This window comes from Brevibacterium rongguiense (genome assembly GCF_009857845.1).
Lineage (GTDB): Bacteria > Actinomycetota > Actinomycetes > Actinomycetales > Brevibacteriaceae > Brevibacterium > Brevibacterium rongguiense.
Genome location: NZ_WWEQ01000065.1, coordinates 1 through 16,130 on the forward strand (window position 1 = coordinate 1; position 16,130 = coordinate 16,130).

Below are 16,130 nucleotides of genomic sequence, written 5' to 3' on the forward strand. Positions count from 1 at the left end.
TGAGAGTGTTGGGGAAACGCCCGGTTCCATTCCGAACCCGGAAGCTAAGCCTGATCACGCCGATGGTACTGCACCCGAGGGGGTGTGGGAGAGTAGGTCGCCGCCGCAATCCTCTTCGATTGGGGGGGGTCTTGTCGCTGCACAGCAGCGACAAGACCCCCCTTCTTTGTTTCCCCCCCCCTCGGGGGTTTTCTTTTGTCCTCGGGGGGTTTTCGTTCGCCCCCGCGGCTGAGGGGTGCCCGTGGGCCCGTCCGGGGGCGCCTGGACTGCACGGTTGTTGCGCTGGCCCCGGGCCCGCGGTTACGGACCCGGTGGTGTGCCGGCTTCCCGTGTGGCTGGGGGCGGCGGGGTGCCGGCCCGAGTGCCTCGACTGCACGGTCGCAGGCGGCGGCCCGGGGGTGGCGGCCGCGTATCCGGTTCTGTGCCGGCGTTTCACGCGGCTGGGGGACGGCAGGGGGCCTGCTGGGCGCATGCGCACGGCACGGGCCGCCCGCCCGGGGGTGATGGTCGGCCTGGTTCAGGACGTGTGCGGGGGGCCCGAGGCACGCTACGACGACGTGTCGCTCGGTCCGCCACGTGCCACGGGGTGGCCGACGGGTCGCCCGGTCCGGCACCCGGCGCGGGGTGATGGTGGTGCGCCTGCCGGGCGTGCTGGTTCAGGCAGTGTGCGGGGGCGGCCCGACGACGACGAGGTCGAGTTCGGCCTGCGCCCGCGCGAACCCCTCGGCTGGGAAGTGCGGCTGCCCGCCCTCCTCGTGCACGATCGCCTCGGTCGGTGTGTTCATGTACTCGAAGAATGGCTCGAAGACGGGGGGCGTGAGGAGCCCGAGCATGTGCGTATTGTTCCCCCGCAGGGAGAAGGAGTGGATGGTGCCCGCCGGGGCGTGGAGGAAGTCTCCGGGCCCCAGGACGATCTCCGTGCCGTTGGCGTAGAGGCCCACCCTGCCGGCCAGGCAGAGGAAGTTCTCCGAGTGCTCCCGGTGGAAGTGCAGCGGGATGTAGGGCGCCTTCGCCCCGCGCGTGTCCATGGCGAAGAAGCGCCCGCCGGTGTTCCGCGCCCGCACGGGGTAGGCGTTGATCTGCTGGTAGGTCTCATAGCGATCACCGCCGCCCGCCTTCGTGGCGAACGGCTCGGCGCCCCCGGGCAGGCCGGCGCGGGGCGGCAGCGGTCGCCCGTCCGCGTCGGCCTCGACGAGGTGCACACCCGCCGCGTCCGCGAGCTCCGCGGCCAGCAGGGCGGAGAATGTCCGGGCGGGGCGGCGCGTGAAGACGTGGGAGGCTGTCGGGGTGCCGGCGCGCTCAGCGAGGCGCTGCAGCCAGTCATCGGTGGTGTAGAGGTAGAAGGAGTTGAGCGCGGCGCCCGCCGCGAGCGCGAAGGGCGTGCGCTCGGGTATCGAGGCCGAGTCGCCCCCGATGAGGCGCTGGGTCCCGGTCTCGAAGCGGATGGTCAGCTCGCCCTCGAGCACATGGATGAACGTGTGGCCCGGCACGGTCATGAACGGACTCGCGGAGCCGCCGGGCAGGTCGATCCGCTGCAGCGAGAACTCGCCGGCGGTGTCGCAGTGCCGTGCCATCGTCGTCGCGTGCCAGTCCCCGAGGTCCGTGTGCAGCCCTCCCCCGGACGTGAGGGCGTAGGGCGCGAGGTGGCCGGGCAGGTCGTCGATGAGCGCGCTCATCTGCTGGACGCTCTCCCAGTCGAATGCGGGTGCCATGTGCTGTCCTTCCGGTGGGTGGAATGCTCCTGAGGGTGCGTCGCCCCTGGGGGCGGTGGCGGGCGCGGTGCCGCTGGTGGTCCTTACGCGCGCTGCAGGTGGTGGGCGAAGAAGTCTCCGATGAGCTCGAACGAGGCTGGCCGCCCCTGGGGGTCGAATCCGCCGCGGCGCTCGGCCCGGAACTCCGCCTCCGGTTCGGCGGCCAGGCGGCCGTTGTCCAGGCGGATCCCGGGCCCCAGCTCCTCCACGGTGCCGGGGTTGAGAAACCCGTGGCCGAACCCTTCGACGAGGTAGAGGAGCGAATGGCCGCCTGCGGCAGCGAGGTGCTCGTGGAGGGCGCGCGACTGCTCGGGCGGCACGAGCGCGTCCGCGGTGCCGTGCAGGATGAAGAACGGCGGTGGGCGGCGCTGCGGCTCGAGGCGGGCCGGACTCGCCAGGCGGCCGCGCTGCAGGAGGGCCGCGTGCTCGGCCGCGCTCGTCGCGGGGCCGCCGAGCAGATCCTCCTCCGGGCTTGTCCGCTGGTGGGGGCGCCCGGGGGCCCACGGCCCCAGCAGCTCGTCGATGAGCGAGGGCGGGTAGCCCACGACCGCGCACGCGACCGAGGTGTCCGCCGGATCGTCCTGCGCTGGACACTGCTGCGCACCGGCACGGGGCGCAGCCGCGCTCAGCGCGGTGAACGCCGCGACGTGGCCCCCGGCCGATGAGCCCCAGAGTCCGATCCGCGCGGGGTCGAGGCGCAGGCGCCCGGCCTGCGCGCGCAGCCAGCGCAGGGCCCGCCGCAGGTCGCAGACCTGTGCCGGGTGCCGCCAGCGCGGTGCGAGCCGGTAGTCGATGCTCGCCATCGCAAAACCGCGCGCGGCGAAGTGCGCGTCGAAGTCGGGGCGCGCGGTGCGGTCCTGGAGCCGCCAGCCGCCGCCGTGGAGCCATACGATGACCGGCCACCCGGCGGATGGGGGCGGTCCTGGGGGCGTGACGAGGTCGAGGAGCAGGTCCGGATGCTCGGGTGAGAAGGCCGCGGTGTGCGGTTCGGCCCCGCGGGGTGCAGGTGCGGCACCGGTCATGAGGGCTCCCGGGTCTCCGCCTGCGCTGAGGGGCGACCGACCGCGCGCAGCAGGGCCGCGATGATTGCAGCGCCGTCCTCCTCGCCGCCGGATTCCGCGTTCCGTCCCGACTGTGCCCCCGCTGCCAGCCGTGCCGCCACGTGGTGGTCGGGGCGCACGAGGACCGCCCTGGCCTCCCACGCGCCGCCGGCCGCTGCGGCGTCGGGGCCGGAGAGCTCGACGACTGTGAGCGGGATGCCCGCGGCCGCCGCCGCGGCGCGCACCTGTGAGGCGGTGCGGGCGCCGGACGGGGCGAGGGGTCCGGGAGCGGCCGGCGTCTTTCCGCCGGCCGGCCGGCCCTGCGCCTTCGCGGTGGGCCCGGAATCCGCCAGGAGGAACAGGGTGAAGCCGGTGACGAGGTCATAGGCGCTCGTGCCGTCGGCCAGGCGCAGGTGCGGAAGCAGCTGGCCGGGGCAGGCGGCGGGGGTGTAGACGATGGGATCCACCGGGGAGGTCGGCGCGCCGTCCGGAGTCACCCACGGCGAGGCCGTGTACTCGTAGCCGAACACGAGCCCCTCGGAGTGGAACTCGCTCGACTTCGCGGCCAGGGCCTCATGGGCGCTCTTGCGGGCGGCCCGGCCGGCCGGGGAATCGGCGGTGAGGTCGGCCGCCGCGAAGTCGGAGGCGAGCCGCGCGCCGTTGGCCGCCGCATCGGCGATCATCCGCGCGGCCACCGGGCGCCGTTCGGCCTCATAGCTGTCGAGCAGTTCCGGATCGGCCCAGCCCTGTTCCACCGCGGCGATCTTCCACGCCAGATTGTCCGCGTCCCCCACGCACGTGTTGAACCCGTGCCCGCCCCACGGCGGGTTGAGGTGCGCGGCGTCGCCCACGAGGAACACGCTGCGGGAGATGTGTAGTGGTCGGCCAGCAGCATGCGGGCGGTCCAGGGGTCGGAGGCGAGCACGTCGACGTCGAGGTCGGCGCCCACCCCGGCGAGCTCGCGCACGAAGTCCGCCGCCACCGCGTCGTCATGGGGATCATCGCACCCCTGGAGGATCGTCCACCAGGTCCCGTCCTGATCGAGCTGGCCGATCATCCCGGGGCGCTCACCGACCACCCACCACTGCACGGCATCGGGGATGCGCACCCGCTCGCGCAGCAGCCGCGAGCGGAAGACGATGTTGAAGTTGGGCCTGGGCGCCGAGGTGCCGGCCAGCGAGAGCCCCAGCGACTTGCGCACGCGCGAGGAGCCCCCGTCGGCGCCGATGACGAAGCGGGCGCGTAGCTCGCGGACCTCCTCCGCCGCCGCGCCCGAGGCCGCGGTTCCACCGTGGGCTGGTGGCACCTGGCCGGCCGGCCCCGCCGCCGCGCCCACCATGAGGACGGCGCCCAGCGCATCGGCGCGCACGCCGCGCGCCTCGACCCCGGTCACGAAGGTGATGAGTGCCTCCGCGGCGACGGCCTCGCGCAGCACCTCCTCGACGACGGGCTGGGGGATCTGCTGCCCGCACTCCGGCGCCGGGCCGTAGGCGTGCTGCGCGAGTTGGAACGCCCCGTGGAAGCGGCGCAGCTCATAGCCGGCCAGGCCGGTGCAGAACACGACGTCCTGCGAGTAGCTCACCGGCAGCGCGGCAGCCGCGCGGATGCGCTCGGCCAGCCCCAGGCCGCGCAGGAGCGTCATGGTCCTGGCGTTCGTCGTCTTGGCCCGCGGCCGCAGCCGATCGACTTGCGTGCGCGGCTCCACGATGACCGAGGCGATGCCGGCCCGGGCGAGCGAGAGCGCGGCGAACATCCCCGAGGGCCCGCCGCCGGCGATCGCGACGGCGGTCGACTCGGGCAGGGCAGCGAGTCCGTGGGCGGCCGTCATGCGGTGACCTCCTCGGGGGCCGCGGAAGCGGGCTGCGCGGCCGACCTGCGAGCGCGCCGGGGCAGGAGCACCGCGACGAGCAGGCCCAGGAAGGCCGGGATCGCGAAGCACAGGGCAGCGGCGGGGGGACCGCCGAGGCCGGCCGCGAATGCGCCGTAGGCGGGTCCGGCGATGGCGCCGAGGCGGCCGACCGCGAGCGCCCAGCCGAGGCCCGTGGCGCGCACCCCGTCGGGGTAGTACTGCGCGATGTGGTCGTTGAGGACGTTCTGCGTGGCCATGCCCCCGCAGCCGGCGAGGAAGATCGCGAAGAGGAGGAGGCCATGCGAGGCGGTGGCGAGCACGATGAGGAGTGCGATCACCGCGGCGGTGAAGCCGCAGACGACCATGCGCTTGGGCGAGGTGCGCTGGGCGGTGAACGAGGCCGCGACGGTGCCCACGATCGAGCCCAGCGAGTAGACCGCGAGGAAGCCGATCGACGAGCCCATGCTGAAGCCCGCGGACTGCATGATGACGGGCAGCCACGTGGTCAGGCCGAACATCGTGAGCATGCTGGCGAAGCAGGCCGCCCAGATGAGCAGCGTGCCGCGCCGTGTGCCCGGTCCCATGAGCTGCGCGAGCCCGAGGGCGCGGGGTGCCGGGGCGGGGCCGGAGCCACCGGCCTCGGTACCGGGACCCGGAGCCGGGCGCGCGGCGGCGCGCCGGAAACCGGGGGATTCGGGCAGCAGCGCCCAGGCCAGCGCGAAGACGAGGAACGACAGGCCGCCCAGCGCGTAGACGGGCCGGACCCCCGCGTGGCCGACGAGGCCGAAGGCGCTCAGCGCTCCCAGTAGCGAGCCGATCGGGGGACCGGTGAGCACGGCGCCGACTGCCAGAGAGGTGCGGCCCGCCGGGGCGAACTCCGCTGCGATGGCGACGGCCGTGGGCAGCACGCCTCCCACGCCCAGGCACGTGAGGATGCGGAAGGCGGCGAAGACGGCGAAGGTGGGGGCCATCGCGCACAGCACCATGCCGACGCTGAACAGGCCGAGCGAGACCAGCAGCAGCCGCCTGCGGCCCAGCCGGTCGGTCAGGATGCCGGCGGCGAGCGAGCCGAGTAGCATGCCGACGAGGGAGAGGCTGGCCACCGCGGCGCCCGTCGACTTCGTCACGCCCCACTCGGGGTCGGCGAGGAAGCCGGGCAGCGTGGCTCCGTAGACGTAGAGGTCATACCCGTCGCTGAGCAGCGCGGCCCAGCAGATGAAGAGGACGACGAGCACGGGGGTGCGAGTGCGCATGGGGGCTCCTTTGCCGTGGGCGCGTGGTCAGCCGCGCGTGCGCGCGGCGCTGTCCGTGATGGGGTTGGCGAGGACTCCGAGGCGCTCGGCCTCGACGCTGACCTCGTCGCCCGGCTGCAGCAGCCACGGGGGAGTGCGCGAATAGCCCACGCCCTCCGGGGTGCCGGTGGCGAGCACGTCCCCGGCCCGCAGCGTCAGCGTGTGCGAGATGAGCGAGAGGGTGTTGCCCACGTCGTAGACGAGGTCGCGGGTGTTGCCGTCCTGGACGATCTCGCCGTTGACGCGGGTGACCACGCGCAGGCCGTCGCGCAGATCGCCCACCTCGTCCGCCGGGACCAGCGGGCCGAGGGGGCCGGAGAGGTCGCCGTTCTTCCCGAGGATCCACTGCGAGGACAGCTTCTGCGCCCTGCGGCTCGTGATGTCGTTGAATGCCGCGTAGCCGACGACGGCGGCGAGGGCCTCATCCGGGTCGGCATCGACGAGGTCTGTCCCCACGAACGCCGCGACCTCGCCTTCCCAGTCGAGGCCGGCCTCGTTCGAGGGCACCGGCACCGGGGTGCCGGCGACGGTGAGCGAGCGCGTCCACCGGGCGAAGAGGGTGGGGTATTCGGGGAAGGCCTCGCCGCTGTACGAGCCCTCCGCGTGGTGCTTGCGGTAGTTGAGCCCGATGCAGATCACGCGGGCATCCGGCAGCACCGGGGGCACGACGGCGAAGTCGGCCACGCGGACGCGCTCGCCCTCCGCTCGGCCCGCCCGCTCGATGTGGCCGGCCGGGTCCTCCCAGAACTCCGCGAGGCCGCCGAGGACCAGCGCCTCGGAATCCGTGACCCGGTCCGCGACCGTGATGGCGCCCTGTGCGTCGGCGAGGCCGATCAGCTTCATCGCTGCACTCCCAAGGTAAAAGACTTAAACATATGCATGTTTTGTGGTTGGATTGGAATATGGCACAGATCACGAGTGAAGTCCAGCTCACCGCCCAGGGCCGCCCGCAGTCCCGGGCGGAGCAGCTGGCCGATGCGATCCGGTCCGCGATCGGCGAGCGCGGCCTCGGCGCCGGCGACTTCTTCGGCACGCTCGAATCGATCCGCGAGCAGACGGGCCTTGCCCGCACCACCGTGGGCGAGGCGGTCAAGCTGCTGCGCGACCGCGGCGTGCTGGTCGTGCGCCCCGGCCGCCGCGGCGGCCTGTTCGTGGCCCGCACGACGCCGCTGGTGCGCCTGCGCCACACGCTCATGGACGTCGACGAGGACCCGTCGACCATCGCCGACGCGATCGAGCTGCGCGAAAGCCTGGAGGAACTCATCGCGGTGCGCGCCGCTGCCCACCGCACCGATGAGGACGTGCGCGCGCTGCGGGAGCTGCTCGCGCACATGGAGGCCGCTGCCACCTGGGACGACTTCATGCACGGCAACTGGGAGCTGCACCGGCGGATCGCGCTCATCTGCCCCAACCTCATGGCCCGCACCGTCTACGAGAGCACCCTGGGCTTCCTCACCGGCGGCCGCGCGCGGCAGGCCGGTGACGTGGCCGCCGACTACTGGGAGGCCCGCCTGGACGTCCACCGCCGCCTCGTCACCGCGATCGCCACCGGCGACAGCGGCGCCGTGCGCGCGGCGGTGGCCGCCCACGCCGCCCCGGTCTGAGCGGGCATCGCCCAACCCGCCCGCACCTCCGCTGTCCCCCGCCGTCTGCGCTTCGAAGGAGAATCGCCATGGTCCAGCCGCCCGCCCCCTATCGCCAGTTCCTGTTTTCCCCCGGGCATCCGCGCATCGAGGAGCTCAAGGGCCTCGACGCCTATGAGTACCGCGAGGTCGCCCGCCGGCCGGGCACCTTCACCGGGGGTCTCGTCGAGGGATGGACCCCGCACTACCTCGAGGACTTCACCGGTGTGACCAGCGACGGCGCCCTGGTCGAGGGCCTCTACCCGCTGGAGCCCGCACGCGCGGGGGAGGAGGCCCCGGTGGCCGCCATGGTCGCGGCGGCCCGGACCCTGCTCGAGATCGCCGACGACGACCAGCGCGCCCGGCTGCAGCATGCCGTGGACGCGTCCGAGTGGCAGACCTGGGCGAATCCGGAGTTCATGCAGTTCGACACGGGTGTGCGCCTCGAGTTCGCCTCCCCGGAGTTCCGGACCGCGGCACTCGCGCTCGTGCAGGCGAGCCTGAGTCCCCAGGGGTGGGAGCTGACGCGGAACATGATGCGCATCAACGGGTTCTTGGGCGAGGTCGTGGGCCTGCCGAACATCCTGGGTGACTACTCCTACAACATCGCCCTCTACGGGAAGCCGGATGAGCGCCAGCCGTGGGGCTGGCAGCTCTTCGGCCACCACTGCGCGGTCAACTGCCTGGTGGTGGAGGGCCGCATGACGGTGGGCCCCGTCTTCCACGGTGCCGAGCCCAACGAGATCGATGCGGGCTCCGAGGCGGGCCTGCGCACGTTCGACGACCGCGTCGACGCGGGCACGGACGTCATGGCGCGGCTCACCGCGCAGGAGAGGGACGCCGCCGTGCTCTACGCGAACATGGTGGATCCCGCCATGCCGGAGGGCCGTGTCCATCCCGGAGACGAGCGCCATCTTGCCGGGGCGTTCCAGGACAACAGGGTCATCCCCTATGAGGGCCTGGCGCTGGCCGATGCCTCCGAGGACGTGCGCGCGGCGGTCATGCGCCTGGTCGAGACATTCCTCGTCGTGCTGCCCGAGGGCCCGCGCGCGGCGAAGCGGCGCGAGGTCGCCGAGCACCTGGGGCAGTCCTGGTTCTGCTGGATCGGCGGGACGCAGCCCGGGGACGTGTTCTACTACCGGTTCCAATCCCCGGTCCTCATCGCGGAGCTGGACCATCACTGCGGGGTGTTCCTCGACTACGACGTCCCCCAGCGCTTCCACGTCCACACCGTGATGCGCACGCCCAACGGCAACGACTACGGGCGCGCGTGGGTGCGCCAGTGGCAGGCCGCGCACGGCTAGGGGATCGCGTGGGGGCGGGCGGCCCGAGGCCCCGGTGAGGCCGCGCCGCGGCAGCCGGGGCCGTGTGCCACGATTGCCCTATGCCTGTTGATCCCGCCGCCCACGCCGCCCCGGATGACGCTGGCGTCACCCGGGCGCCGGCGACCGCGACCGCCCCGCCCCTGACCACCTCGGCGCGCTCGAAGGAGGTGCGCGCGTTCGCGGTCATGGACATCGTGGCCCGGGTCGCCCAGCTGCGGGCCGCCGGCGAGGACGTCATCTCGCTGTGCGTCGGCGAGCCCTCCCAGGGAGCGCCCGCCGCCGTGCGCGCGCGGGCGGCGGAGGTCCTCACCGACGGCACCGACCTGGGCTACTGCCCGGCGCCCGGGATCGAACCGCTGCGCGCGGCGCTGCGCGAGCACTACCGACGCTGGTACGGCCTCGACATCCCGCTGGAGCGCTTCTTCATCACGACGGGCTCCTCGGGCGCGTTCCTGCTCAGCTTCCTGGCGGCGTTCGACCCGGGCGACCGGGTGGCGCTCGCGCGTCCCGGCTATGCCGCCTACAAGAACATCCTCGCGGCGGTGGGCTGCGAGGTCGTCGAGCTCGACTGCGGGGTTGCGGAGCGGTTCCAGCCCACCGTCGAGCTGCTTGACGCCGCGCAGCGGGAGGCGCCGCTCACGGGCCTCATGATCGCCTCGCCGGCCAACCCCACCGGCACCATGATCGGCGCCGAGCAGCTCGAGGAGCTGGCGGATTGGTGCCGTCGGCACGGGGTCCGGCTGATCTCCGACGAGATCTACCACGGCATCTCTTTCACCGACTCCAAGGGCGAGTGCGCGCTCGCCTATGACGACGACGCGGTCGTCATCAGCTCCTTCTCCAAGTACTGGGGCATGACCGGCTGGCGGCTGGGCTGGGCGATCCTGCCGGAGGACCTCGCCGATCCGGTGGCCGCCCTGGCCGGCAACGTCACGCTGTGCGCGCCCGTGCCCGCGCAGCACGCTGCCGTGGAGGCGTTCTCGGAGGCCGCCTACGCGGAGGCGGAGGTCGCCGTCGCCGGTTACGCCGCGGCCCGCCAGTATGTGCTCGACGCGGTCCCCGAGCTCGGCTGGACCGACCTCGCCCCTGCCGACGGCGCGTTCTACATGTACGCGAACATCGACGATGTGCTTGGCCCGTACGCGAACGCCACCGAGTGGTGCGCGGCCCTGCTCGAGCAGGAGCGGGTGGCGCTCTCGCCCGGTCTGGACTTCGACACCGTCAACGGGGACCAGGCGGTCCGGCTGTCCCTGGCAGTGGGGCCGGAGGCCACCTTCGAGGCGCTGCAGCGGATCAAGCGGTTCCAGGCCCGGCTGGCCGCAGCGGAGGCCTGAGGGCCGGCAGCCGCGCAGACCTCGCGCAGGCGCCGCGCAGGGCCCGATGCGGTCGGTTGCCTAGGCGCTGGAGCGTGGGCCCGGTGGCCCGGCCGGCAGGGCCGCGGTGCTACTCCGTGCGCTCCGTGGGCCGTGCGGAGGGGCGCGACAGGCGCCGCCAGCCCACCGTCACGCAGGCCAACCCCACGAGCGCGACCACGGTGAGCACGAGCGCGATGGGATCCCACCGCCGCTCGGCGACGAGCGCGAACAGCTGCGCGGCGAGGACCAAGCCCGAACGTGAGGCCCACGAGCACCCGCAGAATCATGCGCCGCCCCGCGTCCGGCGGCGGCGCTCGGGGGCCGGACCCCGGGGTGCGAGACCGGCCTTGGCGCCCGTGCTGTGACGCCGGCGGGCCGTGAAGCTGCCCTGGCGGGCGCTGGACCGGCCCTGGCGGGCAATCGGGTGGCGCATGCTCATCGACTCCTCGCTGTGGTGCGCGTGCGATCGGCGCGTGTGGGGCCCGACGATACCGGACGCCGCTGCGAGGCCCCGCCGCGCTGCTCGCCCAGCGCGGCACCGGTTCACCGCGCTTCCCGGCCGCTGCATCCGCAACCGCTGCCTCTGCAGCCTCGGCTGCCGCAGCTCCTGCATCCCTCGGCAGGCACCCCGGCCCGCATCCCGCGGCCGCCGCGCTTCCCGGCTGCGCTGCGCCCCCGTGGTCAGCGCACCCCGTGCTCGTCGCACACCCGGCCAGCATCGTGTCTCCCTGCGCGCGGGCCTCATCGACCGCACTCCGCTATACGGGTGCAGCGCGCGGGCGCCAGACCGGGGTCAGCGCGCCGGCGCAGTGGGGTGGGGGCCCAGGGCGGGCGGCCGCGCGATCCCGAAGCGCTGGGCGAGTGCGCGCCGGGCGGCAAACCAGCCGCCCATCCCGTGGACACCGGGCCCCGGAGGTGTCGCCGCCGAGCACAGGTACATGCCCGGTACGCCCAGGGCATAGGGATCGAGCGCGGCGCGGGGCCGCGCGACGAGCCGCCACGCGTCCACGGTGCCCGCGGCGATGTCGCCGCCCACCAGATTGGCGTTGTGGTCTGCCATCCGGTCGGCCGGCACGCAGCGCGCCGCGACGACGAGGTCGCGGAAGCCGGGGGCGAAGCGCTCGAGCTGGGCGCTCACCCGCTCCGTCACATCGGCGGGGCAGCCGAAGGGCACGTGTGCGTAGGCCCACAGGGGCCGCAGCCCACCCACCTGCCGCCCGGCATCGAAGGTCGCCGGGTCGCTCACCAGCGTCGTCGGCAGCTCGGGCAGGCGCCCGGCGGCCACCCGTGCGGCATTGGCCCGCAGGTCCGCTGCGTCCCCGCCCAGGTGGACGGTGCCCGCCCGGGCCACCTGCGGGTCCGCCCACGGCACGGGGCCGCTGAGCACGAAGTCCACCTTGGCCGCGGCGGCACCGTGCCCCAGCCGCCCGAGGCCCCGCCGCACCCGCGGCGGCAGGGCGTCGCCCAGGATCCGCACCGCGCCATCGGCCGAGGTGTCGAACAGGTAGGCCAGGGCCGGCGGCAGGTCCGCACGGCTGGCGACGGGTGAGCCCAGTTCGAGTGAGCCGCCGTGGGCGGCCAGGTCGGCCAGGAGCGCATCGGCGATCGCCTGGGAGCCTCCGTGGACGATCGGCCAGCCCGGCCCGTGGGCGGCCGCGCCCAGCAGCGCCGCGGTCCCCCCGCCGGCCAGGCTGGGCAGGCGCGCGATCGTGTGGGCCGCGACGCCGGTCAGGAGTGCTCGAGCTGCGCGGGTGCGGAGCACGGCACCGAGTGCGGGCGTGCCCGCCGACGTGGCCGTGGCCGCCAGCGAGGCGGCCGTGGGCAGTCCTGGACCGGGGCTGTGCCCCAGCTCCGGGGGCAGGGAGCGCTTGTCGCCGAGTGCCAGCGCGGCCGCCTCGGGTGCGTGGCCGGCCAGCCGGCCGAAGAGGACGCGCCATGCCTCACCGTCGGGGCCGAGCCCCGCGCATGCGCGGTCGAGGTCGTGCCAGGCGAGCCCCGCGGGCGCGCCGTCGAGCGGATGGGCGTAGGAGACCTCGGGCGCGGTGGAGGCCACGCCCCGGGCGGCTAAGTCGAATTCGCGCAGGAACGGGCTGAGCACCGCCAGCGGGTGGACGGCCGAGCACAGGTCGTGGACGAGCGCCGGGGCCAGCCCCAGGTCGAGCGTGCGCGACCCGCCGCCGGCGGTGGCCTGGCCCTCGAGCACCAGGACCGTCAGACCGGCCCGCGCGCAGGTCACGGCGGCGGCCAGTCCGTTCGGCCCGCTGCCCACCACCACCGCGTCGAATGCCACCGCCATGCCGGCGAGTCTACGCGGCGGCGGTTGCGGTGCCTGGGGCTGTGATCGCGGTGGCGGTACCGGGGCCGGCCGTGCGCGAGTGGGGATCGACCCTGCCGGGATGGCTCCGCTCCCGCCCGGCCGGGGCCGGTGGCGAATGCGGGGCGAAAACCCGCCGCGCGCGGGGACCAGGCGGCCGGTCTGGCGTATGCTGAGCGCGAGCGGGGCACGTCCCAGGCCGCTCGCCCAGGTCCGCTGTGTGAGTCTCCGTTCGAGGGACCCGTGCTCCGCCCGCACACCGACGTGCGAGCGCCCGCCGGGGCCGGGCGGTGCTGCGCAGCCCGAGAGGAAGCCGCCCCCACCATGGCCGAACCGATCGCCGAGGACGCCGCCGCCGGCGGAGCGTACACGCCCGCCGCGGCCCAGACCCCGCCCGCCTCCCCGCCGGGCCGGACCGGGCGAGCCGGTCAGACCGGCCAGCCCGATCAGACCGGCCAACACGGCCAGACCGGCCAACCCGGCCAGGAGGCGGCCCCAGCACCGCGCCGGCGGGGCATCGGCCTCATGATCCTGCTGACTGTCCTCGAAGTCGTGGGCTCCATCGTCATCGTCGCCGTCGTCACCGGCCGCGGCGGCAGCGACTTCTCCGCCGCCCGCTCACGTTCTGGTTCGGCCAGCGCTTCGCGGCGGGCACGACCCCGGAGGGCATCGCCTGGTGGGAGGGCCTGTGGCGCTATCGCGCGTTCCGCGTCGTGCAGCGCCAGGTCTGCGTCGTGTGGGCGATCATCATGTTCCTCGAGGCCGGTGCGAAGGCGGTGAGCATCGGCGCCAACGGCTTCGCCGCCGGCTACGCGTGGACGCAGATCCTGCCGCTCGTCGCCTCGGCCGTGGGCGTGGCGCTCACGCTCCTGCTCGTGGCCCGCTCGAAGCGCGCGGCGCGGGCGGAGGGAGGCCCCGAGGGCCGCTGAGCGCTCAGCCCCGGTGCGGACCGGCCTCGCTCGCCGGGCGCGGCGGGTCGGCTGGCCCGGGCCGCGAGCCCCGCCCCTCGTGTGCTTCGCCCTCGGCAAGCACCCGGGACGCGATCGCGAACGCGGTGTTCGCACTCGGCACCGAGCAGTAGATCGCGCACTGCAGCAGGATCTCCTTGATCTCCTCCCGCGTCAGGCCGTTGCGCAGCGCGGCGCGCACGTGCATGGCCAGCTCATCGTGATGGGAGCCCGCCAGCATCGCGGTGAGGGTCACCGCCGAGCGCATCCGCCGGTCCAGCCCGGGGCGCGTCCAGATCTCGCCCCACGCGTAGCGGCTGATGAGGTCCTGGAAGTCGCGCGTGAAGTCGTCTGCCGCGGCCTCGGCGCGCTCGACGTGGGCATCGGAGAGCACTTCGCGGCGCACCCGCATGCCCTCCTCGCGCACCTGCTCGCGGGTGAGGTTCGCAAGCCCCGCCGAGGTGCGGGCCGGCTGCCCGTCCGCACCCGGCGCCCCGTTCGGGTCGCCGCCCTGCCCGCCGCTGCGGTCGGGGGTGGCCGGCGCCCCGGCCAGTGGGATCGCCGTCGCGGCACCGCTTTCGGCCCCGCCGCCGGCGGGCTCTCCGGCCCGCGCATCGCCCTCGAGGACGAACTCGCACAGCAGCTGCGCGACGCGGGCGGGCGCTTCGGCGGGGGCCAGGTGGGCGACATCGGGAAGCTCGACGAAGGTGCCGTCCTGCACTCCGTCCGCGATGAGCGAGAGGTTCTCCGGGGGCGCGGGCTGGTCCCGCGCGCCGGCGACCGCGAGCACGGGCACCGCGACATCGTCGAGCCGGCCGCGCAGGTCGAACTCCGCGAGCGCACGGCACAGCGCCGCGTAGGCGAAGCGGTCGGCGTTCTGGAGCGAGTGCAGCAGGGCGGCCGTGGTCTCCGGGTGGCTCGCGATGAACCCGGGGGCGAACCAGCGCTGCGCCGAGCCGATGATCTGCGTGGGGGTGCCGGCGGACTCGACGAGCTGCGCGCGCTCCTCCCACGCCCCGGGGTCGCCGAGCTGCGCCCCGGAGCACAGCACGCCGGCGCGCGCGATCCGCTCGGGGTAGTCGAGGGCCAGCTGCAGGGCGATGGCACCGCCGATCGAATCCCCGGCCACCGCGAAGCGCTCCACGTCGAGGGTGGAGTCGATGGCCTCGAGCACGGCGTCGGCGAGCTCGGCGACCGTCGTCGCGGCCCCGGGGGCCTCCCACGGTGATCGCGAGCGGCCGTGGCCCGGCAGGTCGATCGCGACGACGCGGACGTCGGCGGGCAGGGCCCGCGCGGCCGCCCCCCACAGCGGGTCGGCGGCGGTGCCCAGCGACGGCAGGACGACGAGCGTCTGCGCGAGCCCGGTCGTGGGACCGGTGGAGGGCAGGCGGGCGGCGGTGAGGGCGAGCGTCATAGCAGGCTCCTTCGGCTCAGCTGGGTGCGAGGGTGTGCAGGATGCGATCGGTCAGGGCCTCCGCCCGCCCCGTGTAGCCGGCGGGGTCCAGCAGCGCGGCGAGGTCCGCGCCGCCGGCCAGGGCGGCGAGGGCGGACTGGGGGTTGGGCGCCGCGAGCGCCGCCTGGATCTGAGCGCGCGTGGCCCGGCCGCGCAGCGCGTGGACGAGCCGCTCGCCGACGACTCCGGGCCCGGCGGCTTCGAGGTTGGCGCCCATCCGCGCGGCATCGACCCTGAGCCCCGCGGCCAGCTCCGCGAGCAGCCGGGAGGCGGTGAGGGCGTCGAGCAGCAGGGCGCGCAGGGCGGGCCATTCGGCGTGCCAGGCACCGTCGGCGCGATCGTCGATCGAGGCGCCCACCGCGGAGGCGATCGTCGCCAGCGCTCCGGGGGCCTGGATCCCCGTGCGGTGGAGCAGGACGGAGACGGTGGGATTGGACTTCTGCGGCATAGCCGATGACTCCCCGCCGCCGGACTCCGCGAGCTCGCCCACTTCCGGTCGCGCGCCGATGAGCACATCGCCGGCGATGCGCTGGCCGGCCGCGGCGATCCCCGCGCACGCCACCGCGAGGTCGAGGACGGGCTGTCGGTTGGTCTGCCAGGGCGCCCCCGGGTCCGCGAGCCCCAGCTCGGCGGCCAGCGCCGCCGCGAGCGCCTCGGCGGGCTGGGCGACGAGGCCGTACCCCGCCTGCGTCCCGGCGGCCCCGCCCGCCTGGACGGGCAGCGGCAGGAGTGCCGCGATGCGCTGCCGGGCCGCGTCGAGCCCCGCGGCCCACTGCGCGATGCGCAGCCCCGCGGTGGTGGGCAGCGCCGGCTGGGTGAGCGTGCGGGCCAGGCAGAGGGTACCGCGCTCGCGGGCCGCGAGTGCGGCAAGCGCACCGACGGCATCCGCGGCGCGCGCGGCCACCGCCTCGAGGGCGTCCTGGGCGAGCAGCATGAGCGCGGAGTCCATGACGTCCTGGCTCGTGAGCCCCGCGTGGAGGGCGGTGCTGCGGTCGAGGCCGGCCACCCGTTCGCGGGCGGCGGCCAGCCACGGGATGACGGGGTTCCCGCCCGCCGCCGCGGCGGCGGCCAGCTCCGCCGCGGCATAGTCGTCCGCGCTTCCCAGAGCCGCGGCAAGCGCCTCGGCGGCGGCGGCGGGAACCCCGTCATCCCGTGGCTGGCCGCCGCCCGCGAACGGGTGGC

Annotated in this window: 13 protein-coding genes, 1 rRNA gene and 1 pseudogene; 5 read left to right on the forward strand and 10 right to left on the reverse strand. The window is 74.8% G+C overall.

What is annotated here, in order from left to right; genetic code table 11:
* Positions 1-109, forward strand: a 5S ribosomal RNA gene (gene rrf, locus GSY69_RS11875); the annotation flags it as partial.
* A gap of 547 nt (positions 110-656) precedes the next feature.
* Here rrf and GSY69_RS14250 read toward each other — a convergent pair.
* The 6 genes and pseudogenes from GSY69_RS14250 to GSY69_RS11900 all read right to left on the reverse strand — a co-directional run bounded on the left by GSY69_RS14250 (position 657) and on the right by GSY69_RS11900 (position 6,775).
* Entirely contained in the window at positions 657-1,712 is a 1,056-nt protein-coding gene (locus GSY69_RS14250) for a cupin domain-containing protein (RefSeq protein ID WP_202411078.1), read from the reverse strand.
* An 83-nt stretch (positions 1,713-1,795) separates the two neighbouring features.
* Positions 1,796-2,773 (reverse strand): alpha/beta hydrolase, encoded by a 978-nt coding sequence (locus GSY69_RS11885; protein WP_160954058.1) that lies wholly within the window; start codon positions 2,771-2,773, stop codon positions 1,796-1,798.
* Positions 2,770-3,651, reverse strand: a complete 882-nt coding sequence (locus tag GSY69_RS14255) for an FAD-dependent monooxygenase (RefSeq protein WP_328698864.1) — start codon at positions 3,649-3,651, stop codon at positions 2,770-2,772. Before GSY69_RS14255 ends, GSY69_RS11885 begins: the two co-directional genes overlap by 4 nt.
* A gap of 239 nt (positions 3,652-3,890) precedes the next feature.
* Positions 3,891-4,619, reverse strand: a pseudogene (locus tag GSY69_RS14725) (FAD-dependent monooxygenase); the annotation flags it as partial.
* A complete protein-coding gene (locus tag GSY69_RS11895; protein WP_160954059.1) occupies positions 4,616-5,893 on the reverse strand; it encodes an MFS transporter in 1,278 nt (425 codons plus the stop codon). The gene GSY69_RS11895 and the pseudogene GSY69_RS14725, both read right to left, overlap by 4 nt.
* Positions 5,894-5,920: 27 nt before the next feature.
* Entirely contained in the window at positions 5,921-6,775 is an 855-nt protein-coding gene (locus tag GSY69_RS11900) for a fumarylacetoacetate hydrolase family protein (protein ID WP_160954060.1), read from the reverse strand.
* 59 nt (positions 6,776-6,834) lie between these two features.
* On the opposite strand from GSY69_RS11900, the gene GSY69_RS11905 reads away from it, so the two are divergent.
* The 3 genes from GSY69_RS11905 to GSY69_RS11915 all read left to right on the forward strand — a co-directional run bounded on the left by GSY69_RS11905 (position 6,835) and on the right by GSY69_RS11915 (position 10,213).
* Positions 6,835-7,536, forward strand: coding sequence for a FadR/GntR family transcriptional regulator (locus GSY69_RS11905; protein WP_160954061.1), 702 nt, complete (start codon positions 6,835-6,837; stop codon positions 7,534-7,536).
* 68 nt (positions 7,537-7,604) lie between these two features.
* Positions 7,605-8,858, forward strand: a complete 1,254-nt coding sequence (locus GSY69_RS11910; protein WP_160954062.1) for a DUF3500 domain-containing protein — start codon at positions 7,605-7,607, stop codon at positions 8,856-8,858.
* Positions 8,859-8,938: 80 nt separating this feature from the next.
* A complete protein-coding gene (locus GSY69_RS11915) occupies positions 8,939-10,213 on the forward strand; it encodes a pyridoxal phosphate-dependent aminotransferase (RefSeq protein ID WP_160954063.1) in 1,275 nt (424 codons plus the stop codon).
* A 109-nt stretch (positions 10,214-10,322) separates the two neighbouring features.
* Here GSY69_RS11915 and GSY69_RS11920 read toward each other — a convergent pair whose 3' ends face one another.
* Both GSY69_RS11920 and GSY69_RS11925 read right to left on the reverse strand, forming a co-directional pair.
* Entirely contained in the window at positions 10,323-10,484 is a 162-nt protein-coding gene (locus tag GSY69_RS11920; RefSeq protein ID WP_160954064.1) for a hypothetical protein, read from the reverse strand.
* 543 nt (positions 10,485-11,027) lie between these two features.
* Positions 11,028-12,530 carry a phytoene desaturase family protein gene (locus GSY69_RS11925; RefSeq protein WP_160954065.1) on the reverse strand — a complete coding sequence of 501 codons (1,503 nt, stop codon included), beginning with the start codon at positions 12,528-12,530 and terminating at the stop codon, positions 11,028-11,030.
* A gap of 731 nt (positions 12,531-13,261) precedes the next feature.
* Here GSY69_RS11925 and GSY69_RS11930 point away from each other — a divergent pair.
* A complete protein-coding gene (locus GSY69_RS11930; RefSeq protein ID WP_160954066.1) occupies positions 13,262-13,477 on the forward strand; it encodes a hypothetical protein in 216 nt (71 codons plus the stop codon).
* A gap of 4 nt (positions 13,478-13,481) precedes the next feature.
* Here GSY69_RS11930 and pcaDC read toward each other — a convergent pair whose 3' ends face one another.
* Positions 13,482-14,909, reverse strand: coding sequence for a bifunctional 3-oxoadipate enol-lactonase/4-carboxymuconolactone decarboxylase PcaDC (gene pcaDC / locus GSY69_RS15465; RefSeq protein WP_160954067.1), 1,428 nt, complete (start codon positions 14,907-14,909; stop codon positions 13,482-13,484).
* Positions 14,910-14,925: 16 nt separating this feature from the next.
* Positions 14,926-16,130, reverse strand: a 1,205-nt coding sequence (locus GSY69_RS11940) for a lyase family protein (RefSeq protein ID WP_160954068.1), incomplete at its 5' end; no start/stop codon positions are given.